The sequence below is a fragment of the Rhodococcus yunnanensis NBRC 103083 genome, assembly GCF_001895005.1.
GTDB classification, from domain to species: Bacteria; Actinomycetota; Actinomycetes; order Mycobacteriales; family Mycobacteriaceae; genus Rhodococcoides; species Rhodococcoides yunnanense.
Window position 1 is genome coordinate 54,691 of record NZ_BCXH01000006.1, and the last position, 23,782, is coordinate 78,472.

Annotated in this window: 22 protein-coding genes; 12 read left to right on the forward strand and 10 right to left on the reverse strand. The window is 64.1% G+C overall.

Annotated elements, in window-relative coordinates:
* Positions 1–15 precede the first annotated feature (15 nt).
* Entirely contained in the window at positions 16–291 is a 276-nt protein-coding gene (locus RY1_RS12030) for a DUF2277 domain-containing protein (protein WP_072804018.1), read from the forward strand.
* A 57-nt stretch (positions 292–348) separates the two neighbouring features.
* On the opposite strand, the gene RY1_RS12035 is transcribed toward RY1_RS12030, so the two are convergent.
* On the reverse strand, positions 349–768 hold the full coding sequence (locus tag RY1_RS12035; RefSeq protein ID WP_072803817.1) for a helix-turn-helix domain-containing protein: 420 nt from the start codon (positions 766–768) through the stop codon (positions 349–351).
* Positions 769–1,044: 276 nt separating this feature from the next.
* Positions 1,045–2,175, reverse strand: a complete 1,131-nt coding sequence (locus RY1_RS12040) for a steroid 3-ketoacyl-CoA thiolase (protein WP_072803818.1) — start codon at positions 2,173–2,175, stop codon at positions 1,045–1,047.
* Positions 2,176–2,384: 209 nt separating this feature from the next.
* Here RY1_RS12040 and RY1_RS12045 point away from each other — a divergent pair, with 209 nt between their 5' ends.
* Complete coding sequence (locus RY1_RS12045) at positions 2,385–3,647, forward strand: cytochrome P450 (protein WP_281249971.1); 1,263 nt, start codon at positions 2,385–2,387, stop codon at positions 3,645–3,647.
* 88 nt (positions 3,648–3,735) lie between these two features.
* Here the strand turns inward: RY1_RS12045 and RY1_RS12050 are convergent, their stop codons facing one another.
* Genes RY1_RS12050 through RY1_RS12060 form a run of 4 tightly spaced genes read right to left on the reverse strand, consistent with a single transcriptional unit; the run spans position 3,736 to position 7,813 of the window.
* Positions 3,736–4,599: a TIGR03619 family F420-dependent LLM class oxidoreductase gene (locus RY1_RS12050; protein ID WP_072803820.1), complete on the reverse strand. Its 864-nt coding sequence runs from the start codon at positions 4,597–4,599 to the stop codon at positions 3,736–3,738.
* The gene (locus RY1_RS29660; protein WP_139279813.1) at positions 4,596–5,765 is read right to left on the reverse strand and encodes a thiolase family protein; all 1,170 of its coding nucleotides are present in this window, start codon (positions 5,763–5,765) and stop codon (positions 4,596–4,598) included. Before RY1_RS29660 ends, RY1_RS12050 begins: the two co-directional genes overlap by 4 nt.
* Positions 5,766–6,818 carry a thiolase family protein gene (locus tag RY1_RS29665; RefSeq protein WP_139279814.1) on the reverse strand — a complete coding sequence of 351 codons (1,053 nt, stop codon included), beginning with the start codon at positions 6,816–6,818 and terminating at the stop codon, positions 5,766–5,768.
* Between the two features lie 8 nt (positions 6,819–6,826).
* Complete coding sequence (locus tag RY1_RS12060; RefSeq protein WP_072803821.1) at positions 6,827–7,813, reverse strand: Zn-ribbon domain-containing OB-fold protein; 987 nt, start codon at positions 7,811–7,813, stop codon at positions 6,827–6,829.
* A gap of 68 nt (positions 7,814–7,881) precedes the next feature.
* Between RY1_RS12060 and RY1_RS12065 the strand changes: the two genes are divergently transcribed.
* Positions 7,882–8,910: an LLM class F420-dependent oxidoreductase gene (locus RY1_RS12065; protein ID WP_072804019.1), complete on the forward strand. Its 1,029-nt coding sequence runs from the start codon at positions 7,882–7,884 to the stop codon at positions 8,908–8,910.
* Positions 8,911–8,932: 22 nt separating this feature from the next.
* Positions 8,933–10,492 carry an acyl-CoA synthetase gene (locus RY1_RS12070; RefSeq protein WP_072803822.1) on the forward strand — a complete coding sequence of 520 codons (1,560 nt, stop codon included), beginning with the start codon at positions 8,933–8,935 and terminating at the stop codon, positions 10,490–10,492.
* A 32-nt stretch (positions 10,493–10,524) separates the two neighbouring features.
* On the opposite strand, the gene RY1_RS12075 is transcribed toward RY1_RS12070, so the two are convergent.
* On the reverse strand, positions 10,525–11,688 hold the full coding sequence (locus tag RY1_RS12075; protein WP_072803823.1) for a globin domain-containing protein: 1,164 nt from the start codon (positions 11,686–11,688) through the stop codon (positions 10,525–10,527).
* A gap of 232 nt (positions 11,689–11,920) precedes the next feature.
* Here RY1_RS12075 and clpB point away from each other — a divergent pair, with 232 nt between their 5' ends.
* The 6 genes from clpB to pyrE all read left to right on the forward strand — a co-directional run bounded on the left by clpB (position 11,921) and on the right by pyrE (position 18,701).
* Positions 11,921–14,467 carry an ATP-dependent chaperone ClpB gene (gene clpB, locus RY1_RS12080; protein ID WP_072803824.1) on the forward strand — a complete coding sequence of 849 codons (2,547 nt, stop codon included), beginning with the start codon at positions 11,921–11,923 and terminating at the stop codon, positions 14,465–14,467.
* 87 nt (positions 14,468–14,554) lie between these two features.
* Positions 14,555–15,526: a DUF5666 domain-containing protein gene (locus RY1_RS12085; RefSeq protein ID WP_139279815.1), complete on the forward strand. Its 972-nt coding sequence runs from the start codon at positions 14,555–14,557 to the stop codon at positions 15,524–15,526.
* Positions 15,527–15,620: 94 nt separating this feature from the next.
* Positions 15,621–16,559, forward strand: coding sequence for a TtfA family protein (locus RY1_RS12090; protein WP_072804020.1), 939 nt, complete (start codon positions 15,621–15,623; stop codon positions 16,557–16,559).
* A gap of 54 nt (positions 16,560–16,613) precedes the next feature.
* Entirely contained in the window at positions 16,614–17,426 is an 813-nt protein-coding gene (locus RY1_RS12095) for an SDR family NAD(P)-dependent oxidoreductase (protein ID WP_072803825.1), read from the forward strand.
* A 61-nt stretch (positions 17,427–17,487) separates the two neighbouring features.
* Positions 17,488–18,057: a LemA family protein gene (locus tag RY1_RS12100; protein ID WP_072803826.1), complete on the forward strand. Its 570-nt coding sequence runs from the start codon at positions 17,488–17,490 to the stop codon at positions 18,055–18,057.
* A gap of 68 nt (positions 18,058–18,125) precedes the next feature.
* Positions 18,126–18,701, forward strand: coding sequence for an orotate phosphoribosyltransferase (gene pyrE, locus RY1_RS12105; RefSeq protein ID WP_371829468.1), 576 nt, complete (start codon positions 18,126–18,128; stop codon positions 18,699–18,701).
* A gap of 12 nt (positions 18,702–18,713) precedes the next feature.
* On the opposite strand, the gene RY1_RS12110 is transcribed toward pyrE, so the two are convergent.
* The 3 genes from RY1_RS12110 to RY1_RS30835 all read right to left on the reverse strand — a co-directional run bounded on the left by RY1_RS12110 (position 18,714) and on the right by RY1_RS30835 (position 21,742).
* On the reverse strand, positions 18,714–19,298 hold the full coding sequence (locus tag RY1_RS12110; RefSeq protein ID WP_072803827.1) for a class F sortase: 585 nt from the start codon (positions 19,296–19,298) through the stop codon (positions 18,714–18,716).
* The gene (locus tag RY1_RS12115; RefSeq protein ID WP_072803828.1) at positions 19,285–21,123 is read right to left on the reverse strand and encodes a hypothetical protein; all 1,839 of its coding nucleotides are present in this window, start codon (positions 21,121–21,123) and stop codon (positions 19,285–19,287) included. Before RY1_RS12115 ends, RY1_RS12110 begins: the two co-directional genes overlap by 14 nt.
* Positions 21,124–21,322: 199 nt before the next feature.
* Positions 21,323–21,742, reverse strand: coding sequence for a hypothetical protein (locus RY1_RS30835; protein WP_281249973.1), 420 nt, complete (start codon positions 21,740–21,742; stop codon positions 21,323–21,325).
* Positions 21,743–22,225: 483 nt separating this feature from the next.
* Between RY1_RS30835 and RY1_RS30840 the strand changes: the two genes are divergently transcribed.
* Both RY1_RS30840 and RY1_RS12125 read left to right on the forward strand, forming a co-directional pair.
* Positions 22,226–22,402: a hypothetical protein gene (locus tag RY1_RS30840; protein ID WP_281249972.1), complete on the forward strand. Its 177-nt coding sequence runs from the start codon at positions 22,226–22,228 to the stop codon at positions 22,400–22,402.
* 363 nt (positions 22,403–22,765) lie between these two features.
* Positions 22,766–23,776, forward strand: coding sequence for an ABC transporter permease (locus tag RY1_RS12125; RefSeq protein ID WP_245819621.1), 1,011 nt, complete (start codon positions 22,766–22,768; stop codon positions 23,774–23,776).
* Positions 23,777–23,782 lie beyond the last annotated feature (6 nt).

Genomic DNA, 23,782 nt, shown 5'->3' on the forward strand with positions numbered 1-23,782 from the left:
GCTATCGTGGCTCTCATGTGCCGAAACATCACCACTTTGCGTGGGCTCGAACCACATGCGACGGACGAGGAGATCGAGGCTGCGGCCCGGCAGTACGTCCGCAAGGTCAGCGGTGTTCAGAAGACGTCGGACGCGACGCGCGATGCGTTCGAGCTCGCTGTCGCCGAGGTGACCGCGACGACGCATCGTCTGCTGGACGCTTTGCCCGAGCGTCGCCAACCACCACCGACGGTCCCGCCGCTCCGCAGGCCCGAGGTACAGGCCAGGATCGCTGCCAAATCCGGAGCCTGAGAGGTTCTGGCGCCGCTATGCGCGGCCCTGCTCCGCGGGGTCTGCGGAGCCGGTTCGTCAGCGAGTGCTGTCCGGGGGAATTTCGGGGAGACCTTCGCTGGCTCGGAGTTTCTCGGCCATCGAACTGAGCAGATTCTGCGATTCCTCCGACAGATCGAACGCCCGAGCGGAGAGCCGGCGTAAGCCGTAGCCCTGTAGTTGGGTGAGCAGCTCCAGGTCGTGATCGATCTTGGCGGCGTATATGTCGTTGAAGAAGTAATCGGACTTGACCTTGAAGAACCGAGCGAGGGCGGCGACTGTGTCGTCGGATGGATTGGTGCGTTGTCCGGACCGCAGCTGGGAAATGTAGGGCTTGGAGATCTGATGGCCGTGTTCGGCCAACGCGTCGGCAACTTCGGCGTTGGTGTGCGGTTTGCGTCCTGGTGGATGCACCGTGTTGAACAGTGTGTTCAGGCGTGCCGCGAAGTCTCCGGGCATCGGGATCTTCTCTCACCCTTCGGTTCTGTGACCGCGCAAATTCTTCTGCGCGGCACAACCAGAATAACGGGTGAATAGCGGAATGGGGCGGATGGCCGGACGGATTCGCGCAATCAGCGGCAAACCCTGGCGTCGGGCGACGACGCATGTGCGGAGGTGGGGTTGCATACCGCCTGGTCCGGATCGGGCTCGTCGATCGAACGACCGACATGCCCCGACAAGGGCGAACGCCCGAGCTCGGGCGCGGTTGCCTGAAGTTAGCTGACGGGCGTCGCGCTAGATTCGTTCGATGATCGTGCCCGTGGAGAGTGCACCGCCCGCGCACATCGTGATGAGCGCAGTCGACCCGTCCCGTCGCTCCAGTTCGTGCAGGGCGGTGGTGATCAGGCGCGAGCCGGTGCTGCCGACCGGATGCCCGATCGCGAGTGCGCCTCCGTTGACGTTCACCGTGTCCATATCCGGACGGTGCACCGACGCCCAGGACAGTGGCACCGATGCGAAAGCCTCGTTCACCTCGAAGAGATCGAGATCTCCGATCTTCATTCCGCTCAGCTCGAGTACGCGAGAGGTGGCCTGGACAGGTCCGTCGAGGTGGAACTCGGTCTCGGCGCCCACCAGACACTGCGAGACGATGCGGGCGCGCGGCCGAAATCCCAGCTGCTCGGCGCGGTCGGAGTCCATCAGGATCACTGCGGATGCGCCGTCGGAGATCTGCGACGACGTCCCGGCGGTGTGCAGTCCGTCGTCGACGACCGGCTTCAGTTTTGCCAGAGTGTCCGCCGAGGTCTCTCGTAGGCCCTGATCCCGCGTGATGGTGTCGTCGCCGACCTGCACCGGTACGACCTCACGATCGAATCGCCCCTCGTCCCACGCGCGCTTCGCGAACGCCTGCGATCGCACGCCGAGTGCGTCGAGATCGGCTCGGGTGAAGCCTCGTCGTCGGGCAATGCGCTCGGCGGCCTCGAACTGGTTGGGCAGGTCGATGTCCCAGGTCTGCGGTCGCCTCGGTCCTGCATTCTCTCCGACGTTGGCGCCCAGTGGTACTCGGCTCATGGCCTCGACTCCACATGCCATTCCGACATCGATCGCATCGACGGCGATCAACCCCGCGATCAGATGATTCGCTTGCTGCGCGGAGCCGCACTGCGCGTCGATGGTCGTGCAGCCGCTCTGCCACGGCAACCCGGCGTGCAGCCAGGCGGTTCTGGTGATGTTGTTCGATTGTTCGCCTGCCTGGGTCACACAGCCACCGATGACCTGCTGTACGGACTCCGCCGCGATGCCGAGCCGGTCGATGGCGCCGCGCTGTGCAACTCCGAGCAGTTCGGCTGCGTGCAGGCTCGACAGCCACCCACCTCGCTTCCCGATGGGTGTGCGGACGGCCTCGACGATCACGGGATTGCCCACGGTGGGCTCCTTTCTCTTCCGACTCGAAAGTAGAACATGTTCCACCAGCGCCGCAAGGGCGGTTGACCGTATCTTCTTCCGTCCTACAAGGCCTTGTGTTTCAATAAAGCTAGAACGTGTTCCAATGGATCGTGGCCGGCTTCTGACAAGGGGAAGCATCTTTGCGGCGCAGCCTGCGGACTGACCGGATACAACCGTCAGGAGAACCAGTGACAGATGTGCGCCCGGACCTCACGCGTCCGGATCTGCCGGAGGGTTTCGACCCCACCGATCCCGGCATCTACGAAAGCCACGTACCGGTGAAAGAGTTCGCCGAGCTGCGGAAGACCGCGCCCATCTGGTGGTGTCCGCAGTTGCCGACGGTGGGAGGATTTCACGACGACGGCTACTGGGTCGTCACCAAGCATGCCGACGTCAAGGAGATCTCCAAGCGCAGTGACGTGTTCTCCAGCCGCGAGAACACCGCATTGCCCAGGTTCAACGACGACATCACTCGTGAACAGATCGAGCTTCAACGGTTCGTGATGCTGAATCAGGATGCGCCGCAGCACACCAAGACACGCAAGCTCGTCTCCAAGGGGTTCACGCCCAAATCGATCAACGGACTGCGCGAGGAGCTGGAGCGTCGCGCCAACGAGATCGTGAAGAAGGCGGCCGAGAACCGAGAAGGCGACTTCGTCACCGAGATCGCGTCGGAGCTCCCGTTGCAGGCAATTGCCGATCTGATCGGGATACCGCAGGAGGATCGACGGAAGATCTTCGACTGGTCCAACGAGATGACCTCGTACGACGACCCCGAATTCGACATCGATCCCATCGAGGCCTCCACCCAGATCCTCGGCTACGCCTATCAGATGGCCGACGAGCGCCGGAAGTGTCCGAAGGACGACATCATCACCACGCTCATCAACGCCGACATCGACGGTGATCACATGGCGCCCGAGGAGTTCGGTTTCTTCGTCATCATCTTGGCGGTTGCCGGGAACGAGACGACGCGTAACGCGATCACCCACGGTATGGCGGCGTTCATGGCCAATCCTGACCAGTGGGAGCTGTACAAGGAGAAGAGGCCGGAGACCACCGCCGACGAGGTCGTCCGTTACGCGAGTCCCATCGTCGCTTTTCAGCGCACGGCAATGGAGGATTTCGACCTCGACGGGACGACGATCAAGGCAGGAGACCGGGTTGCGATGTTCTACAGCTCGGCCAATTTCGACGAGGACGTGTTCGAGGATCCGTATCGGTTCGACATCACCCGCGATCCCAATCCGCACGTCGGATTCGGCGGCCACGGTGCGCACTACTGCATCGGGGCCAACTTGGCGCGAATGGAGATCAATCTGATGTTCAACGCGATCGCCGATCACATCCCCGATATCAGCAAGCTGGGAGACCCGAGGCGCCTCCGGTCCGGTTGGCTCAACGGAGTCAAGGAGTTTCGGGTCGATTACCAAGGTGGTTGCCCGAGGTAGTGCGGCTGGTTCGACCGCGCGGCCGGTGAGCAGGGAGTTACCTCCCGAGGTAACTCCCCACTCACCGGCGGGTCAGTGTATGTGGATGTCAGTGTATGTGGGTATCGGCGAACTTCCGGAGCGAATCCTGCTTCGCCTCCAGCGGGCCGTCGAAGCCGACGCCGTCGAATACCCAGGGGACCGTGATGATGTCGGTGACGCCCGCGGCCTCCAGCTCCGCGAAGCCGTCCTTGCCGAAACGGTCGATGCACACGGTCTGGATCTCGTACGGCTCCTCGGACTTTCCGTACTCGTTCCTCAGTTCGCGAAGGCGCTCGATGACCGAGACCAGATCGTCGAACTTGATCATTGCCGAGGTCCAGCCGTCGCCGACGCGGGCTGCGCGCCGCAGGGCGACGTCGGTGTGGCCGCCGACGTAGAACGGGACGGGCGCGGTCGGTGCCGGGCTCATCTGCAGCTTGTCGAAATCGTAGAACTCCCCGTGATGTTCGACCATACCGCCGCCGAGAATCAGCTTGATGACGTCGATCATTTCGTCGACGCGTCTGCCGCGCTTGTCATAAGGGACCCCGCACCACTCGAATTCTTCCGGAGCCCAGCCGATTCCGACGCCGAAGCCGAACCTGTTGTCGGTCAACGCTGCGACCGATCCGACTTGACGAGCCAGCAGGACCGGGTTGCGTGACCCCAGTTTGAGTACCTGGGTGTAGAACTCGATCCTCGAAGTCACCGCACCCATCGCCGCAGCGGCGATCAACGGATCCACCCAGGGTGTCTCCTCGGTCCACATGCGTGAGCCGTCCGGGGTGTACGGGTAGTCGGCCGACTGAGTCTGCATGTAGAACAACGAATCCGGCAGTGCGATGGAGCTGAATCCGCACTCCTCGGCGGTTCTGGCCAACGCGGTCAGCTCGTGCAGTGGTGTCATGGCAATTCCGACGGTGTACTTCATGGCTGCTCGTTTCCTACGACCCACATCGAAAAGTACTGTGATCCGCCGCCGTACGCGTGCCCCAACGCTTTTCGGGCGCCGTCCACCTGGTGATCGCCCGCCCGGTGCATCACCTGCATCGCGGCCTCGGCGAAACGAATCATTCCCGACGCCCCGATGGGGTTCGACGACAGCACACCGCCGGAACAGTTGATCGGCAACCGGCCACCGAGTGCCGTGTCCCCGGCTTCGGTGAGCTTCCAACCCTCGCCCTCGGGCACGAATCCCAGGTTCTCGAGCCACATGGGTTCGAACCACGAGAACGGCACGTAGATCTCGGCAGCGTCGATCTCGTTCAACGGATCGGTGATGCCGGCCGACTTCCACAGCGATGCCGCTGCGTCCTTGCCTGCCTGCGGGTTCACTTGATCACGGCCCGCATACGTCGTCGGCTCGGTGCGCATGGCCGTCGCGTGGATCCAGGCCACCTTTCTGCCGTCGTCTTCCCGTGCGCGCGCGGTGCTCTCGTCCCCGATGACGATGGCGCACGCACCGTCGGACGACGGGCACGTCTCGTCGTAGCGGATCGGATCCCACAGCATCTGCGACGCCTGCACCGATTCGAGTGTGATGTCCGGCTGCCGCAGATGTGCGTACGGGTTCTTGCTTCCGTTGAGTCGATCCTTGACGGCGACCATCGCTCCGATGTGTTCCGGTGCATGCGAGCGGCGGATGTACGAGCGCACGTGTGGGGCGAAGTATCCGCCCGCGCCTGCGCCGACGGGCATGGTGAACGGAACCGGAATCGACAACGCCCACATGGCATTGCTTTCCGACTGCTTCTCCCATGCCACTGCGAGCACCCGTCGGTGGACCCCGGAGTGCACGAGCGACGACGCCACCACCGCGGTCGAGCCGCCCACCGACCCTGCGGTGTGGACGCGCAGCAGCGGTTTTCCGGTCGCGCCGATGGCATCGGCCATGAACAGCTCGGGCATCATGACGCCCTCGAAGAAATCAGGAGCCTTCCCGACGACAACGGCATCGATGTCGTCCCAACCGACCTCGGCGTCGATCATCGCGCGGTCGATGGCTTCTCGAAGCATGCCCGACATCGAGACGTCGTGCCGCTTGGCGACGTAATGCGTCTGTCCGGTGCCGATCACCGCAGCGGGTTGCTTGCTCACTTATCTTCCTTCCATGACTGCGACCAGATTCTGTTGGAGCAGTGGACCGCTGGTGGCATGGGCGAGGACTCGGTCGTCGGTGCCGTCGAAGATGCGGTTGGCGGCGTGGCCGATTCGCTCGAGACCCGCCGAGAACATCGCATTTCCGACGAGGGTCCCGCCCGACGGATTCAGCGCGACATCGCGGGGGAGCCATTCCGAGAGAATCAATTCCTGGTGCGTGAACGGCGCGTGCAGTTCCGCAGCAGTGATGCTCGACAGGTCGCCGCCCGACGCCTTCAATGCCGCGTTGTACGCCGACGGCGCAGTAGTCAAGTCTCGGGCACCGATGTTGGGAGAGTCCACGAGATGCTCGATTCCCGCAATCCATGCCGGGTTCTCACGCAGCGACCGCGCACGATCTCCCGATGCGAGCACGATCGCCGACGCGCCGTCGGTGACAGGTGCGCAGTCATGGGCTCGCAGCGGATCGGCGATGTACTCGGACTGCAGGAGCGATTCGACATCGAGTTCGCCGGCGGACAACTGCGCGAGCGGATGCGCGTGAGCACGGTTGCGCACGGCGACCTCTGCCATCGCACGCTCGTCCCACTTGCCTGCGTCGATGCCGAGTCGCGCCTGTATTCCGGCCAGCGACAACGAGTCCGGCCACAGCGGCCCGACCAGGTACGGATCGAGCTGCATCGCGAGAATCTTCGGGAGCACCCCTGCCGACGACTTGCCGAAACCGTAGACCAGCGCCGTGTCGACCTCACCCGTCATCAGCTTGATCCATGCCTCGTACAGTGCCCACGCGGCGTCCATCTCGACGTGCGATTCGTTGATCGGTGGCACAGCCCCGATCGCGTCGATCGCCGAGATGAAGGAAAATGCGCGACCGGCGAGGTAATCCGAGGACCCGGAACACCAGAACCCGATGTCGGACTTACCGATTCCCAGCTCCGCGTACAACTGCCGAAAACACGGCACCAGCATCTCGACGCCGTTGGTGGTGCCTGCAGTCTCGGCGACGTTCGGTGCCTGCGCGAAGCCCACCACTGCGATTTCTGTCATGTCCGCCCTTAGAGGTGATGGCTGTAGGTGTCGTACGGGGCGTCGGGCTCACCCGTCGGTCGGAAGTACTCGATGTTCTCGAGCGTGTGACCCCACTCCTGCTGCGGTTTCCACTTCGCCACGACGCGCATGCCCATCCGAACTTCGGCGGGGTCGCATTCCAGAATGAGATGCAGAAAAGCGATATCGGCGCCGTCGAGAAGCACGTACGCCGCGATGTACGGAGGCGTGATCTTCTGGCCGAGGAACGGGACATTGACGATGCAGTACGTCGTCACGGTCCCGTAGTCGGGGAGCTCGACCTGCTCGGTCGTCGGGCGTCCGTCGGTGGGGCTCGCGCCGCGGGGCGGGACGTACACCTTGGCTCGGGCGTCCGCACGGCCACCGAGAATTCGGCCCTCCGCCAAGCCCCTCAGGAAATAACTCTCCTCCGCGGAGGCCGAATGGAGATACTCGAGGCGCACCGGGGTGGTGATCATCTCGACGGGCTCGGCTTCCGCGTCTGCCGCACCCGCACTCACAGCAGCACCAGCACCGGCACCGGCACCAGCACCATCACCCTCTCCCGGCTCGAAGCACACGATGTCGTGGATATCGCCTACCGGTTCGGGAGCCCACCGCGCATGCACCCGCATTCCCGTCGACATCGCGCCAGGGGAACCGGCGTCGACGGCATGAAGCAACGAGGTGTCGGCGCCGTCGAGTCGGATGAGTGCATAGGCGAACGGGCGGTCGAGCGGCTGGCCGTCGTAGGGCCTCGGCACCCACGACCATGACACCACGGTGCCGACGGACTCGACGTCGACGAACTCGGTGATGGGTTCTTTTGTGGCGGAGTCGTATTCGGGAGGCGGCACGTACACTCGTCCGTCGCTTCCGCGCCCCCCGGTTATTCGTCCGCGGCGCAGAGAAGTCAGAAACGCTCCGATTGTCGGCCCGACCGAGCGGGTGTAGTCGAAAGCGTTGTTCAGAGGTGCGCTGAGTGGTGCGTTCACCGAAGTCACATTTTTCAGTAGAACAGGTTCTTATTATGGAGGCAAGCATCGGACGGAAGGCATGGAAGATGAAGCTTGGATTGCAGCTCGGCTACTGGGGCGCGCAGCCCCCGTCGGGGACGGGTGAGCTCGTCGACGCGGCAGAGGCGGCCGGGTTCGACGCGGTCTTCGCGGCGGAGTCGTGGGGATCCGACGCGTTCACGCCACTGGCGTGGTGGGGGTCGAGGACGTCGAACGTGCAGCTGGGCACCTCGGTCGCGCAGCTCTCTGCGCGTACTCCCACCAGCTGTGCCATGCATGCGCTGACGCTCGACCATCTCAGCGGCGGGCGCGCGATCCTGGGGCTCGGTGTGTCCGGACCGCAGGTGGTGGAGGGGTGGTACGGCCAGCCGTTTCGCAAGCCGCTGGCGCGTACACGCGAGTACGTGGACATCGTGCGGCAGGTTCTCGCACGCGAAGCCCCGGTGACCAGCGCCGGGCCGCACTATCGGCTACCCGAGACGGGCACGGGTCTCGGTAAGGCGCTCAAGCCGATCACCCATCCGCTTCGCGCGGATCTGCCCATCTGGCTCGGCGCCGAAGGGCCCAAGAACGTAGCGCTGACGGCCGAGATCGCCGACGGCTGGCTCGCGATCTACTACTCACCGCGCTTGGCACCGATGTACGACGAGTGGCTCGACGAGGGATTCGCGCGGCCCGGTGCTCGCCGGAGCAGGGAGGACTTCGAGGTCGCGGCGACGTGTCAGGTGATCGTCACCGACGACCGGGCGGCGGCTCTGGAACGGCTCAAACCCACCATTGCCCTGTATGTCGGCGGTATGGGTGCGCCCGAGTCGAACTTCCACGCTCAGGTCTACCGGCGAATGGGGTACGACAGCGAGGTCGCCGAGATCGGCCGATTGTTCCTGTCGGGCCGCAAGACCGAGGCGGCCGCGGCGGTGCCGGACGACATGGTCGCGGAGACCATGATCGTGGGGGACGCCGACCACGTGCGTGAGGAAGTGAAGCGGTGGGAGGACGCGGGCGTGACGATGCTTCTGCTCACTGCGTCGAACGCGTCGGAGGTCGGTGAGCTCGGGGCCTTGCTCAAGGGGTAGAACACGTTCTAGATTGAAGGTCATGACGGTCGAAGGAAAGTCGAAAACTCGTACGTGTGGGCTGTGGAAGATCGCGGCAGAGGAACCGGATCGCATCGCCCTCGTCGATCCGGCAGGGGAGTCGTACAGTTACCGAGATTTGGTCTCCGATGCGAACCGATACGGACGCGGACTTCAAGCCATGGGTTTGCGGCCGGGCGACAGCGTCGTGATGATGCTGAACAACAGCGCCGATCTCCTCGCCTTCTATTTCGCGGCGTTCCAGACCGGTCTCTACATCGTGGCCGTCAACTGGCATCTCACGGGGCCGGAAGTCGCGTACATCCTGAAGGACAGTGAAGCGAAAGCCTTTGTGGCGTCCAGTCGTTTCGCCGACGCCGCCCGTCAGGCAGCCGACGAGTCGGGCGTGGGCGGTAGATTCTCGGTCGGCGACATCGACGGTTTCACGCCCCTTCGTGATCTCGGCGATTCCGATGAGAAACCCGAAATTCGCACTGCGGGTGGGCCGATGCTGTACACGTCGGGAACGACGGGTAGGCCCAAAGGGGTCAGGCGGCCACTGACCGGTGACGACCCGGAGGAGGTACCGCGTGTTGCGACTGGATTCTTCGGAATCTTCGGTATCGAACCGTTCGACGGCCATGTGCACATGTGCAGTTCACCGCTCTATCACACCGCAGTGTTGAACTGCGCTTCGATTTCGATACAGCTGGGCCACAAGGTTGTTCTGATGGATCGGTGGGATCCCGAGGAGATGCTCGTGCTCATCGAACGGCATCGCGTCACCCACAGCCACATGGTCCCGACGCAATTTCGCCGCCTGCTGGCGTTGCCCGAGTCGACCCGCGAGAAATACGACCTGACGTCCCTGCGGGTGATGATTCACGGCGCTGCTCCGTGCCCGCAGGAGGTGAAGCGAAAGATGTTGGCGTGGTGGGGCCCTGTCGTCACCGAGTACTACGCCGCCACCGAGGGCGGCGGGACCGTGATCTCGGGTACGGAGTGGCTTCGCAAGCCAGGATCGGTCGGCACCGCGTGGCCCAACTCCGTGGTCAAGGTCCTCGGCGACGACGGACACGAACTCCCGGCGGGCGAAACAGGGGAGATCTACATGAGAATGGGCCAGTCGAGTTTCGACTACCATCACGACAGGAAGAAGACCCTCGAATCCCGCGTCGGCGACCTGTTCACGTTGGGCGACATCGGCTTTCTGGACGAGGACGGCTATCTGTTCCTGTGCGATCGCAAGTCCGACATGATCATCTCCGGCGGCGTCAACATCTACCCGGCCGAGATAGAAGGGGAGATCGTCACGCATCCGAAAGTCGCCGATGTTGCTGTTTTCGGTGTGCCACATGCCGATTGGGGTGAGGAGATCAAGGCCGTCGTGCAGCCGGAGGCGGGGATCGATCCCAGTGACGAGCTGACCGAGGACATCATGAACTTCGCGCGGGAGCGTCTCGCGAAGTTCAAGTTGCCGAAGTCCGTCGACTACGTCGTCGAGCTACCCCGTGACCCGAACGGAAAGCTGTACAAGCGCAGACTCCGTGACCCGTACTGGCAGGGCCGCGCGAACATCTGACGGCGGTTCTCGCGAACATCCGACGGCGGTTCCTACAATGGATCGTGCTGTACGTGCTCCATGGGCGTACCCACTCTGCGTAGGGCGTAGAGCGTCGTCCTGACCATCGACGGAGATCCGCAGATCTGAATCTGCCGGTCGGCCCACGAGCCGAACTGCGTGACGACTCTTCCGATCTGCCCTTGCAGCCGATGATGCATTCCCGACGGCAGCTCGATGGCGGGACTGGAGTGCCACCACGGGTTCTCGTACTGCTCGGTGACGGGGACGACCGTCAGCCACGGGTTGGACAGCGAGAGCTGCCACAGTGTCACCGCGTCGTACAGATCGCGCGGATAGACCCCGCTCATGAACAGGTGGACGCGTGGATTGCGGCTCCTGTGAGCCATGTCCATGATCTGTGCGCGCAGCGGTGCGAGCCCGGTCCCGCCGGCGATCATCAGCACGTCCTCGGGGATCGCGCGATCGACAGCGAGGCCGCCGAGCGGAGGGCTGACGGCCCAGCGATCGCCGACGACCGTCTCTCCCACCATCGCCGGAGAGACCCAACCGCCGGATACGCGTCGCACATGGAACTCGATCTCGCCCTGCGGGTTGCTCGGAATCGCGGGGGAGAGGTAACGCCACAGTTTGGGACGCTGCGGGATCTGCACGCTGACGTACTGGCCGGGGAAGTACGGAATGCTCGCGTCGAGCTGTAGCCGAACGATAGCCAGATCGTCGAGAACGCGTTGATGCTCGACGACGGTCCCGCCCCAGTACGGCGGCAACTCGTCGGAGTCCGCGGCGTCGGCCATGCTGCCGCAGACCAGATCGAGGGTGTCGTTCCACGCGGACTCCACCTCGTCCGTCCACACTTCGTTTCCGACGAAATTTCTGAAGGCGGCGATCAGCGCAGAACCACCGGCGCGGAAGTGCGACCCGTCGATGCCGTGCTTTCGATGGTCGCGCCCGAGTTGCTCGAGAAAGGGAACTACTCGTTCGTCCTTGTCGAGGTTGTCGAACACGTACGCCAGAGCCCTGACGAAGTGGTCACGCTGCTGGTCCATCGACGCGGGGAAGAAGAAACGGAACTCGGGATGTTCGACGAACAGCTGTGCGTAGAAAGATCGCGCGAGTTTCTCAGGACCGTTCTCGGCGGCCAGGACGGACTTGAAACCGGCACGAACCAGGGAGATCGTTCGCGCGTCGAGCATCAATCAACCTCCGCCATAGCTAGACGGTTCCGAAGTAGACCGCTCGAGGGTAGCCCGATTTTTGCTCGTCGGCTACAGAGTGGAGTGAGGCGGATCGCCGGAGGGCTGGCTTGCCTTGAAACAACGTGCCTTGAAATAAACCGAAAAACTTGAAGTTGAGCGGAACAGACTCAACCTTTGTATCGTTGTAGTCACCGACATCAGTTCTTTCCCAGCAGAAAGTAGGTGACCGGTGGACAGTTTCACCCCCACCACGAAAACGCAGGCAGCCCTCAGTGCTGCATTGCAAGCCGCTTCGGCGGCAGGAAACCCGGATATCCGTCCGGCACATTTGTTGGTGGCGTTGCTCGATCAGACCGACGGCATCGCCTCCCCCCTGTTGAAGGCCGTCGGCGTCGATCCAGCGACGGTACGCGGTGAAGCGCGAGCACTGGTCGATCGGCTTCCCTCTGCAACAGGGTCCACCACGACCCCGCAGCTCGGCCGCGAGGCGCTCGCCGCCATCACTACGGCGCAGAATCTCGCCACCGAACTCGACGACGAGTACGTCTCCACCGAGCACTTGACGGTCGGTCTCGCGACGGGTGACTCCGACGTCGCCAAGCTGCTCACCGGCCTCGGTGCCGGTCCCGACGAGCTGCGCGACGCCTTCCAGACGGTGCGCGGCAGCGCGCGCGTCACCAGCGCAGATCCGGAAAGTACCTATCAGGCGCTGGAGAAGTACAGCACCGACCTCACCGCGCGTGCTCGCGCAGGTGATCTGGATCCGGTCATCGGCCGCGACACCGAGATTCGGCGTGTGGTGCAGGTGCTGTCGAGGCGCACCAAGAACAACCCGGTCCTCATCGGCGAGCCCGGCGTCGGTAAAACGGCCATCGTCGAAGGTCTCGCTCAGCGCATCATCGCCGGCGACGTGCCGGAGAGCCTGCGCGGCAAGACCGTCGTCTCGCTCGACCTCGGATCCATGGTCGCCGGTGCCAAGTACCGCGGCGAGTTCGAGGAACGGCTCAAGGCCGTGCTCGACGACATCAAGAACTCCGCGGGGCAGGTCATCACCTTCATCGACGAGCTGCACACCATCGTCGGTGCAGGCGCCACGGGCGAGTCCGCGATGGACGCGGGCAACATGATCAAGCCGATGCTCGCCCGGGGTGAGCTCCGGCTCGTCGGCGCGACGACGCTCGAGGAGTACCGCAAGTACATCGAGAAGGACGCCGCCCTCGAACGACGCTTCCAACAGGTCTATGTCGGCGAGCCGTCGGTCGAGGACACCGTCGGAATCCTGCGTGGACTCAAGGAGCGCTACGAGGTGCACCACGGCGTTCGCATCACCGACTCGGCGCTCGTCGCCGCTGCCACCTTGAGCGATCGGTACATCACCGCGCGCTTCCTGCCGGACAAGGCCATCGACCTGGTCGACGAGGCTGCGTCGCGCCTGCGCATGGAGATCGACTCGCGTCCCGTCGAGATCGACGAGGTCGAGCGTGCTGTCCGTCGCCTCGAGATCGAGGAGATGGCACTCGAAAAGGAGACCGACGACGCGTCGAAGGCTCGGCTCGAGAAGCTGCGCGCTGAACTGGCCGACGGCCGCGAGAAGCTCAACCAACTGAGCACCCGCTGGCAGAACGAGAAGAACGCCATCGACTCGGTCCGCGTGCTCAAGGAGGAGCTGGAGAACCTTCGCGGCGAGTCGGAACGGGCGGAGCGCGACGGTGATCTCGGCAAGGCCGCCGAACTGAGGTACGGCCGCATTCCGACCCTGGAGAAGGAGCTCGCCGAGAAGACCGACGCAACTCCGACACAGGAGGACGTCATGCTGAAGGAGGAGGTCGGGCCGGACGATGTCGCCGACGTCGTCGCAGCGTGGACGGGTATCCCGGCGGGACGCATGCTCGAGGGCGAGACCGCGAAGCTGCTGCGCATGGAAGACGAGATCGGCAGGCGCGTCGTCGGACAGAAGGACGCCGTGCAGGCGGTGTCCGACGCAGTGAGGCGAGCTCGCGCAGGCGTCGCCGATCCCAACCGTCCGACGGGCTCGTTCCTGTTCCTCGGGCCGACCGGCGTCGGTAAGACCGAGCTGGCCAAGGCACTCGCGGACTTCCTGTTCGACGACGAGCGGGCGATGGTCCGCATCGACATGAGCGAGTACAGCGAGAAGCACGCGGTCGCGCGGCTGGTCGGTGCTCCTCCGGGCTACGTCGGATACGAAGCAGGCGGTCAGCTCACCGAGGCCGTCCGCAGGCGCCCGTACAGCGTGATCCTGTTCGACGAGGTCGAGAAGGCACACCCGGACGTCTTCGACATCCTGCTCGCCGTGCTCGACGAAGGCAGGTTGACCGACGGTCAGGGCCGCACCGTCGACTTCCGCAACACCATCCTGATCCTGACGTCGAACCTCGGCGCGGGCGGTACCAAGGACCAGGTGATGGAGGCGGTACGGCGCGCGTTCAAGCCCGAGTTCGTCAACCGCCTCGACGACGTCGTCGTGTTCGACGCGTTGTCGGAAGACCAGCTGGAGTCGATCGTCGACATCCAGCTCGGGCAGCTGTCCAAGCGGCTCGCAACGCGCAGGCTCACACTCGATGTCACACCGGCAGCGAAGATGTGGCTGGCGGTTCGCGGATACGACCCGCTTTACGGTGCTCGCCCGTTGCGCAGGTTGATCCAGCAGTCCATCGGCGATCAGCTCGCGAAGCTGTTGCTGGCGGGCAAGGTCCGCGACGGGGACACCGTCCTGGTCGAGGTGTCACCCGACGGTGACACGTTGATCCTGGGATAGAGGATCCCGGCCTGGCAGGTCGCGCAGGGCTCGACAAGGCTCACCGGTACTCCCGGTGGGCCTTGTTGTCGTCGTACCCTCGATGACATGACACATCCGGATGATCCGCGCGACCGGCCATGGGAGGACGGGACGGGGAACCCACCGCCCGAGCCGCCCGATCGCGATCAGCCCACCGAGGCATGGCAGCAATATCCGGATCAACAGCAGTACCCGGATCAACAGCAGTACCCGGATCAGCCGCAGTATCCAGCGCAGCAGTACCAGCAGTACCCCGCGCAGCAGTACCCCACGCAGCAGTACCCCACGCAGCAATATCAGCAGTACCCGCCGGGCCAGCAGTATCAGCAATATCCGGATTCGCCGCCGTATCCGGACCAGCCGACCCAGCAGTACGGCTATCCGCAGCAGACACCCCAGCAGCCGAATCCGACGCAGGCGCTTCCGCCGTACGATCCGAATCAGCAGTACGCGGCCAACCAGCAGTACACACAGCAGTACGGGCCACCGCTGAACCAGCCACCGGAGAACTCGGGACAGCCGCCGGTTCACACCGGGGGAACGCCGTACGTCACCGGGGAGTCGACACCTGGCGGCGGCTCGTCGAAGAAGTGGCTTCTTGCGCTGCTGGCGTTGGCGGCGCTGGCCGTCGTCGTGCTCGCCGGCATTCTCTTCGTGACCAACCAGCCGTCGGATTCGAACACCGCGGCGTCGCCGGGCACCACGCGCCAGCTGCCCACAACGGTTGCGCCGACTCCGAGCACACAGCCGAGTACGCCTGCGTCGCCGTCGACCGGTCTGCTACCCGGTGGCATTCCGGAGATTCTCGGAAATTCGGGAGCCGCGATCGGAAGGATCACCGCGATCGACGGATCGACGATTTCGCTGCAAGGCTTCGACGGTGCGCCGGTGACGGTGTTGACGACGCCTCAGACGCAGGTGCTGTCGTTGTCGGGTTTCGATATCTCTGCGTTGAAGGTCGGGTCGAACATCGTCGTGAACGGCAGCCCGGCCGAGGGCGGGTCCATCACCGCCGACATCATCATCGAGACACCGTAGGGGGCCGCCGGCTTCTGACGGCCGCGCCTACTCGCATCGACACGGCGACCCGCTTCGATGCAGCCAGGCTATAAGCTGATTCGCGATGACGGCTATGTGGTTCGGACTTGCAGCGATCGCCCTGGTTGGCGCGGTCGCACTCCTCTATATCGATCGGTCGCGGCGTGACCAGCTCGGACGTGTGCGCCAGTTGTGGGCGAAGGCGCAGGGGTACACCTACTCGGCAGTCGACGAGGACATCATCGGATTGTTCCGGCGTGCAGCACTCGCCAAGCCGGAGCACACCGCCGCTCTCGACGTCGTGCGGGGCGTGCGGCGCGGCGAGAAGTTCGTACTGTTCGACGTCGAAGAAGAGACGACCATCGTCGCGGTGCAGCGGCCCGTCGGGTCCGCCGTCGACATCGATCTTCGGCTGAAGTCGACTCCGCCGCCGCGAGACCGCGACATGGAGTTGCTCGGATCGATCGGGCCACGCGTCGTGTTCGCCACCGATATCGAGATCGCCCGCCGCGTATGCGACCAGAGGATGGCGGCGTTCACCGAGACAGTGCCCTCGCATGTGTCGTTGCTGTGGAGCGAGAACGAATGGACGCTCGGGTCGTTGCCGCTCGGATCGAGCGGACGTGACTGGGATGCGGCCATCGATGCCGTCGCGCGGCTCTCCGGAATGCTGCACGTACTGCCGCCGGTCTCGCGACGCCCCGGAGCGAATCCCCGTTCGGCGCCGCCTCGGTCGCCCCAGCCCCAGCCCCGATCGCAACAGCCCCAACCGCAACAGCCCCAACCGCAACAGCCCCAACCGCAACAGCCCAAGTCGATTCAGCCAACCCAGTCGCGTCGTCGGCCGGAACCGGAACGTTCCGATTCCCCGCGTCCGCCGATCCGTCAGTCGGGCGACCGTGATGCTCGCGGGCCGCGGCCTGTGCAGGGGCCCGCGCAGGCGCCCCGCGTCGAGCCGCCGAGACGACCGCAAGGGCAGGCTCGGCCGACACCGATCACTCGGGACTCGGACCGCCGACCCACCGACTCGTGATCGAGCTTGCGACACATGGCTACTGATTCGTGAGAAAGCTATAACCTTCTTCGCATGACCGCTGAGCCGATCGAACCCGTGTCCCCCCGGAAGCTTCGTCCAGTGGCGCTCGTCACCGGTCCGACATCGGGGTTGGGCGCCGGGTATGCGCGGCATCTCGCGGCGCGCGGCTACGACCTGGTACTCGTGGCGAGGAACGAGCTGAAACTGCGTTCGCTGGCCGACGACCTACGGCTGGGATTCGGTGCGGACTCGGAGATCATCGCTGCCGACCTGGCCACGCAGCAGGGACGGGATCTGGTGATCGACCGTCTGGGGCGCGGAGTCGAATTCCTGGTCAACAATGCGGGATTCGGCACGTCGGGTGAATTCTGGACGGCACCGACGGAACTGCTGCAGGCGCAGCTCGACGTCAACGTGACCGCTGTGATGCAGTTGACCCGCGCAGCGCTTCCGTCGATGGTGGCTGCCGCCAAGGGCACCGTCGTCAACGTTGCCAGTGTCGCTGGACTGTTGGCAGGACGCGGCTCGACGTACTCGGCGTCGAAGGCGTACGTCGTCTCGTTCTCCGAGGGGCTCTCGGGCGGTCTGGCAGGTACGGGAGTCCAGGTGCAAGCGCTGTGCCCCGGGTTCATCAGAACCGAGTTCCACGAGCGGGCAGGCATCGAGATGTCGACCATTCCTCGGTTCATGTGGCTGAACGTCGAGCAGGTGGTGCATGCGTCGATGAGCGATCTGAGCAAGGGGAAGGTCATCAGCGTCCCGGGTGCGCAATACAAGCTGCTCACCGCGGTCGGCACGAAAATACCGAAATCCGCAGTGCGGAAGCTGACGAACGTCGTCGGACGTGGTCGCGGGCGAACATAGTTCCGCGCGTCCGGGCGTGCCTGCGGGCGTGTCGTGGCGAACACCGATAAATTCGTACCTTGTGACTGTTTTCGTGATCCTGGCGATCCTCGTTCTGGTGGTCCTTGCCTACGCGGCAAGCGTCGAACGGCGGGTGCGACGCTACAGATCCCACACCGCAGCCAGCAGAGCGCTGGTCACCGTCGAACTCGAGCGCAGGTACGTCCAGCTGGAGCCGTTCATCGCCGCTGTCGATTCCTCGGGAATGGACCAGGAGAAGGTCCGCCAGCTCGTGGGGGCGCGGTCGTGGTCGAAGGCAGTGCGTGACCGCGGGCTCGGTCTCGGTGCACAGGCAGCGGCGGAGAACGCGCTGTCGGCGGCCGTCCACGCAGTGCTCGCCGAATCGCACCAGCATCCGAAGCTGAAGGCCAACTGGGCCTTTCAGGGTCCGGCCGGAGACCTCGAGACCACCGAGAAGCGGATCGTCGGTGCCGTCCGCGTCTACAACGACAACGCGTACGCACTCTCGCTGATCCGGGCGTCGTTTCCGTCGAAAGTCGTCGCCGCGATGCTGAAGGTCACCAGCCCCGAACCGTTCGTCGAACACGTCGATCCCGTCGGCGACGCACAGCCCGAGGACGTCGTCGCGTAGGTCGGCAGATCCTGCGCCGAGCACGGTCGGTAGATTCGTCTGCGGAATCGACCCGAAGGGAATCTCTCATGGCCGACAGTGCCGGCAGGACTCACAGCGCCGAGCGGGCAGACTTGGCCGAGCGTGCAGAATTGGCCGGGCTCGTGCGCGACCTGGCCGTCGTGCACGGCAAGGTGACGCTGTCGTCGGGCAAGGAAGCCGACTACTACGTCGATCTTCGTCGCGCGACGCTGCATCACCGCGCCGGTGCGCTGATCGGATCGCAGATGCGCGAACTGGTCGCCGATTGGGAGTTCGACGCCGTGGGCGGCCTGACCATGGGTGCAGACCCCGTCGCGCTGGCGATCATGCACGCGCAGGGCCGACCCATCGACGCGTTCGTGGTTCGCAAGGCCGCAAAAGCGCACGGGATGCAGCGACAGATCGAGGGGCCGGACATCGTCGGCAAGCGAGTTCTGGTCGTCGAGGACACCACGACCACGGGGAACTCCCCGCTCACCGCCGTCAAGGCACTGCGTGACGCGGGCGCAACGGTCGTCGGAGTTGCTACCGTCGTCGACCGGGCCACCGGCGCCGACGACGTCATCGCGGCCGAGGGCCTCGAGTACCGCTCGCTTCTGGGTCTGGGAGACCTGGGCCTGTAGGACGAAGCTGCCTCACGTGACGTGCGCGACGACGATGTAATTGTCGTTCGTGGGTTCGCCGTTTCGCACGTCGCAGTTGGCGAGGATCAGGCGGCCCGGTACTTGGGCGCGTAAGTCGTTGTCGCTCAACAGCGAACCCTTGGGTAAGGGTCCGACGGTGTCGACGGAGTACCGCAGGACCCCGCTCGATGTTCGCAGCACTATTTCGTCTCCCGGCTGCGCCACTCCCAAGGCCTTGAACGGAGCATCGCGCTTGGAGTAGTTGTGTCCCACAACCACTACCGTCTCCTGGGTGTCGGTTCCCGGCAGTCCGCTCTCGGCCCACCACGCAGGTAGTTCGTCGACCGGGTTCAACACTTGGTCGCTGTTGCGGAACAGGCCTTCGGGGTCCACCGGACTGCTCATGTACGTCACCGAATCGGCCGATCTCAGTTCTATCCAGTCGGGCTGGGCAGGTGCAACCGGGGCGGGTGGAGCCACGGAGATCCGTGACTCCACCGCTGACCGGTCCGGAGGAACCACTGCCGGTTCCTCTGCGGCGCAACCCGATACGAGAAGTGCCAGCCCCAGTGCGACTGCGAGTCTACGAAGACGCATCTGTCGAGTTGCGACGACGCAGGTAGATGCCGCCGCCGACGGCCGCGATCGCGACGATGCCGACTCCGGCCAGGATCGCCGGGGTGGCGGACGAGCTGTCGGAGCCACCCGACGCCGCGTCCGAGGAATCCCCGAGAGCGAGGTCCACCGCGGGCAGCTCGCCGGCGACAACGGTGACGCCGTCGTCGTTGGTGGTGAAGTAGTCCGCGACGGTGAACGAGCCGTCCTCGTTGGACACGCCGATCAATTCGACACCGGTCTCGTCGACGACGACCGACGTATCACTGACCTGCGTGACCGGGACGTCCTCCTTGACGGTGGTGCCCAGGTTGATCGTCCAGCTGAACTTCGGTCCACTGGCGGCCACTTCGGCTGCCTTTGCCACCAGATCGGCTTCCGCCTTCGTCGCTGCATCGGCAGCTGTCTTCGCGTCCGTTGCCGCCGTCTGCGCGGCCGTCAACTCGCCTGCCTTCGCGTCGGCGTCCGCCTGGGCCGCTGTCACTGCAGCGTCGGCTTCGGTGACCTCGGCTTCGGCAGCGGCTGCGGCGGCGTTGGCGTCGTCCACTGCCTGCTGCGCGGATGTGACTGCAGCTTCGAGGGTGGCGATGTCCGCGTCCGACGGTGCTGCGGCGAGGTCGGCTTCGGCTGCGGTGGCAGCTTCGGCTGCGGCTGCGGCGGCGGCCTGAGCTGCCGTGGCGGCAGCGCGCGCGTCGTCGGCAGCCTTGTTGGCTTCTACTGCAGCCTCGGTGGAGGCGGCGGCGGTGGCTTCGAGCTCTTTGGCTCTCGCCTCGGCAGCGGTGGCCACGTCGAGTGCAGTTCGTGCTTCGATCGCTGCCGACAGGGATTCCGCTGCCCTGGCTGCAGCGGCCCGTATCGCCGCACTGACCTTCGCGATGTTGAGTGTCTTGAACGAATCCTGCACTGCTGTCAGCGAATCCTGCAACGCCTTCGCCGACGCCTCGGCATCGGCTGACGCCGTTGCAGCAAGTTCGGCCTTGGCATCCGCGTCGGCTCTCGCAGCAGTGGCGGCCGCGACGTCGGCCGGGGTACCGGCTGCCTTCGCGGTCGCTTCGAGCTCGTCTGCCAATGCCGCCGCAGCAGCTGCTTCGGCATCGGCGTCGGTCTTCGCCTGCGCTGCGGCATCGGAAGCGGCCTGCAGATCGGCGGTGTCGGACTTGGCCTTGTTGACCGCTGCGACCGCCGCGATCCTGTCCAGCTCCGCAGCTGCGGCGACGGTGTCCGCCTGCGTGGCCTTGGCCGCAGCGTCTGCGGCAGCGAGCTCGGCCTTGGTCACCGCGGTGCTGGCAGCAGCGTCGGCGGTAGTGGCCGCGTCGAGTCGTACCTGCGCGGCGGTAGAGGCTTCGACTGCCGCCTTGCTCTTCGCTTCGGCGTCGACGAGCGCTTGCTTCTCGGCGTCGGACAGCTGCGGGACGATATCGAGGTTGATCGTCGCAGTTCCGTCCGCGTTGAACACCACTCCGCCGGTGATCTGAGGAAAGGGTCGCTCGGTGGACGGCGCGGCGGGCGGAGGGACGGCCGCAACGGAGGCGTCGCCGGTTCCGGCGGTGGGAACCTGGGCAGGCGGCTGTAGCTCGCCGGTTGCGGTGTCGGTGCTCTCGGGTGTCGTCGCCTCAGGGCTGGTTGCCGGTGCCGACGTTTCTCCGGTCTCCACCTCTGTCGGAGCGTCGACGGCGGGTGTCTCGGCAGGCGTTTCCGGCTGTGCGCTGGCGATACCCGGTCCTGCGAGGGCGAACGACAGTGCAACTGCAGCGCCGGCTGCGGCGAGGCGGGTCTTCCGTGATCGAGTGATCGACTTGTGCGACATGGATCTTCTAGCCCTTCGGTCGTGGCAGCCGAGGCCGCCAACACTCCCGTCCCGATCCGGAAATGTCTTTAGTGAGGCACACGTACTAGTGCTCCAAGGACCGTAACGGACCGAAGGGTTTGTGAAGCTTTACCGGAGGATAGGTTATCGAAGTGTTACGTATGGGACTGAAGTGAAACAAGTGACTCCCGCGGTGTCACTAGTCTCCGACCGTCACCGCCTGTGCCTCGTCCACGCTGTGCGGTGCCGGGTCGTGATCGTCCACGTGGGCGAGGACCTTCGGCCGGTGGAGACCCGTGCCGATCCGCGCCGTGAGCGACGACCTGCGTGCCGTCGCCGGTCTCTTCGAATTCGTCGCGGCCAACCCCGCCGAGTCGCATTCCGTTCTGTGCCTGGCCCTTGGCAGCACGTGACCACCACCCACGCGGACAGCTGGTTCGGCCGAGTGACCCGAATTCCACACCATCGCGGGTTCAGCGACACCCACTACATAGACGACCATGGGCTCAGCCAGATCACCGCAGCGCTGCCGTTGATCGGGTTGCCCCGCGATCAACAGCTCACCCTCACACGCGGGGACGGATCCGACATAACTGTCGACGGGCTCGACGATCTGCAAGCCATGCGCATGATCCTGCTCCAAGTCCTCACGGCCGACGTTCGAGCGAGATCCGAACGTGCGATTACGACTGTCTTTCCGCCGCCTCCGATCACAGCGCCGACGCCAACGGAACTTTGTCGAGGTTCCGCTACGCTCAGAGCAAGATCGACGTCGCACCGGACACCATTCTCGTCGACCGTGAAGTAGCTGAAATTATTGCTGAACAACGAGATTGGCTGCACACTCACTGCCCGAATGTTGATCACCGCTTCTTGTTCGTCCAACGTAGCGGCAACCGTCGCGGCGACAAAACGTTCCATCCGGCACGTATAACTGGGTATTGCGCACGCTCAGTTCTGTGATTCAGATCAGAGATTCGCGCGGCCACCGGTACAACTGAGTCACACTCACCGGTTTCGTCAGACCCGGCTCACCCGCCTGGCTGAACTCGGTTTACCGGTTCACGTGCTCCAACGCTATGCCGGCTATGCCACCCCGACGATGACCATGCACTACATCGCAGCCCGCGACGAACACGCCGAACAAGCATTTCTCGCGACCGCGAAGCTCCGCGCCGACGGCATCCGCATCGCATTGTCCAGCGAAGACCACGACAGCCTGCATCTATTCCGCAGTGCCGACCGAATCCTCCCGAACGGCTGTTGCATGCTTAGCTGAGCCTCGTCAAAAGCGTCATCCAAGCCTGAAACGGTGTCGACGCCTATCGGCAACGCATGAAGAATCTGCCACTCCTCCTGCTGAGGTCTTCACTCTGCAGCGCTTCCGCTGTCCCCTCCTCGAACTGCTGATGTAGGTGCAGGAACCAGAATCCGATGCGCTTAGTGGTGTTCTGTTGAAGCATTCGACTCCCCGTCTTGTTGCGTACGAACGTTCGAACCATTCCTCTTGGAGTCCTACAGGGCCGTGTGGATCCAGGGCATACTTAACGTCACGGTGAGTATATCTCGTGCACAATATAGTCGCATGGTCCAGTATCTCGCATTGACGATATTAATGTCTTGGTGAGAGGTTTGTGACGTAGTGAGCATCGAGGTGGCAACCGCCGTCCAGAGAAGAGACTCCGGGCACGGCCGAAGGATCGGACTTGGTCGGAGGAACACGTACGTTGCGCGACGACTCGGCTATGCGGCGTTCGTGATCTGGGCTGCATATACGTTGAGCTGGCTGCTGCTTTTCCTTCTGCCCAGCAACGCCGCCGAAATCATGCTTCGCAACATCAGTGGCGGCAGCTCGGCCGCAGACCCCGCTGCGATAGCAGCACTCGAACAGAAATATGGACTCGATCGTCCACCGTTGGAGCAGTATTTGACGCTTCTGCTACGGGCGCTGCGAGGAGATCTAGGAACGTCGGTCGACACCGGCCTCCCAGTCACCACAGTGGTCGGACAAGCCGTCCCCAGTACATTGCAACTCGGAGCGGCTGGCCTGGTGTTGGGTACTGCCTTGGGACTGGCTATCGCAGTTGCTGCAAATCTGGTTCGTAGACCTTTTCTTCGGAACGCTCTGTTCGCTGTTCCTCCCCTGTTTTCCTCTCTACCGACGTTCTTCGTAGGGCTACTTCTGATCCAGTTCTTTGCGTTCCGGCTCGGTTGGTTGCCCCCCATCGGAAGTGGCAGCACCAGTCAACTCGTATTGCCTGCGCTCACTCTGGCTATTCCAACGAGCGCCGGGATAGCGCAAGTGACTGCGACGAGCCTCCATGCAGGCATTCGTTCGCCCTACGGAGACTATCTACGAGCACGAGGTGTCCCACATCTGCGCATGGTGATCAGACACGCGCTACGAACTGCCATTATCCCCGCCACCACTCTGCTCGGCTTGTCAGTCGGGGGAATTCTCGCCGGCACAGTTGTGGTCGAGACCGTCTTTTCGCGTCAGGGCTTGGGCCGTCTTCTGCAGACATCGGTTATGCAGCAGGATATTCCAGTCGTACAAGGTGTCGTCATCTTCTCTGCCGTGATCTACGCGGTGGCCAACCTGATCGTCGACATGGTCTACCCCAAGATCGACCCCAGAATCACGATTGGCTGAATCGAA

Bases quoted from the DNA above. Each gene is read 5' to 3' on its own strand.
- pyrE (WP_371829468.1), top strand. From the start codon at position 18,126: ATGGCCGACAGTGCCGGCAGGACTCACAGCGCCGAGCGGGCAGACTTG.
- RY1_RS12070 (WP_072803822.1), top strand. From the start codon at position 8,933: ATGACGGTCGAAGGAAAGTCGAAAACTCGTACGTGTGGGCTGTGGAAG.
- RY1_RS12065 (WP_072804019.1), top strand. From the start codon at position 7,882: ATGAAGCTTGGATTGCAGCTCGGCTACTGGGGCGCGCAGCCCCCGTCG.
- RY1_RS12095 (WP_072803825.1), top strand. From the start codon at position 16,614: ATGACCGCTGAGCCGATCGAACCCGTGTCCCCCCGGAAGCTTCGTCCA.
- RY1_RS12050 (WP_072803820.1), bottom strand. From the start codon at position 4,599: ATGAAGTACACCGTCGGAATTGCCATGACACCACTGCACGAGCTGACC.
- RY1_RS12085 (WP_139279815.1), top strand. From the start codon at position 14,555: ATGACACATCCGGATGATCCGCGCGACCGGCCATGGGAGGACGGGACG.
- RY1_RS30840 (WP_281249972.1), top strand. From the start codon at position 22,226: ATGACCATGCACTACATCGCAGCCCGCGACGAACACGCCGAACAAGCA.
- RY1_RS12090 (WP_072804020.1), top strand. From the start codon at position 15,621: ATGTGGTTCGGACTTGCAGCGATCGCCCTGGTTGGCGCGGTCGCACTC.
- RY1_RS12110 (WP_072803827.1), bottom strand. From the start codon at position 19,298: ATGCGTCTTCGTAGACTCGCAGTCGCACTGGGGCTGGCACTTCTCGTA.
- RY1_RS12030 (WP_072804018.1), top strand. From the start codon at position 16: ATGTGCCGAAACATCACCACTTTGCGTGGGCTCGAACCACATGCGACG.
- RY1_RS12035 (WP_072803817.1), bottom strand. From the start codon at position 768: ATGCCCGGAGACTTCGCGGCACGCCTGAACACACTGTTCAACACGGTG.
- RY1_RS29665 (WP_139279814.1), bottom strand. From the start codon at position 6,818: ATGACAGAAATCGCAGTGGTGGGCTTCGCGCAGGCACCGAACGTCGCC.
- RY1_RS12115 (WP_072803828.1), bottom strand. From the start codon at position 21,123: ATGTCGCACAAGTCGATCACTCGATCACGGAAGACCCGCCTCGCCGCA.
- RY1_RS12075 (WP_072803823.1), bottom strand. From the start codon at position 11,688: ATGCTCGACGCGCGAACGATCTCCCTGGTTCGTGCCGGTTTCAAGTCC.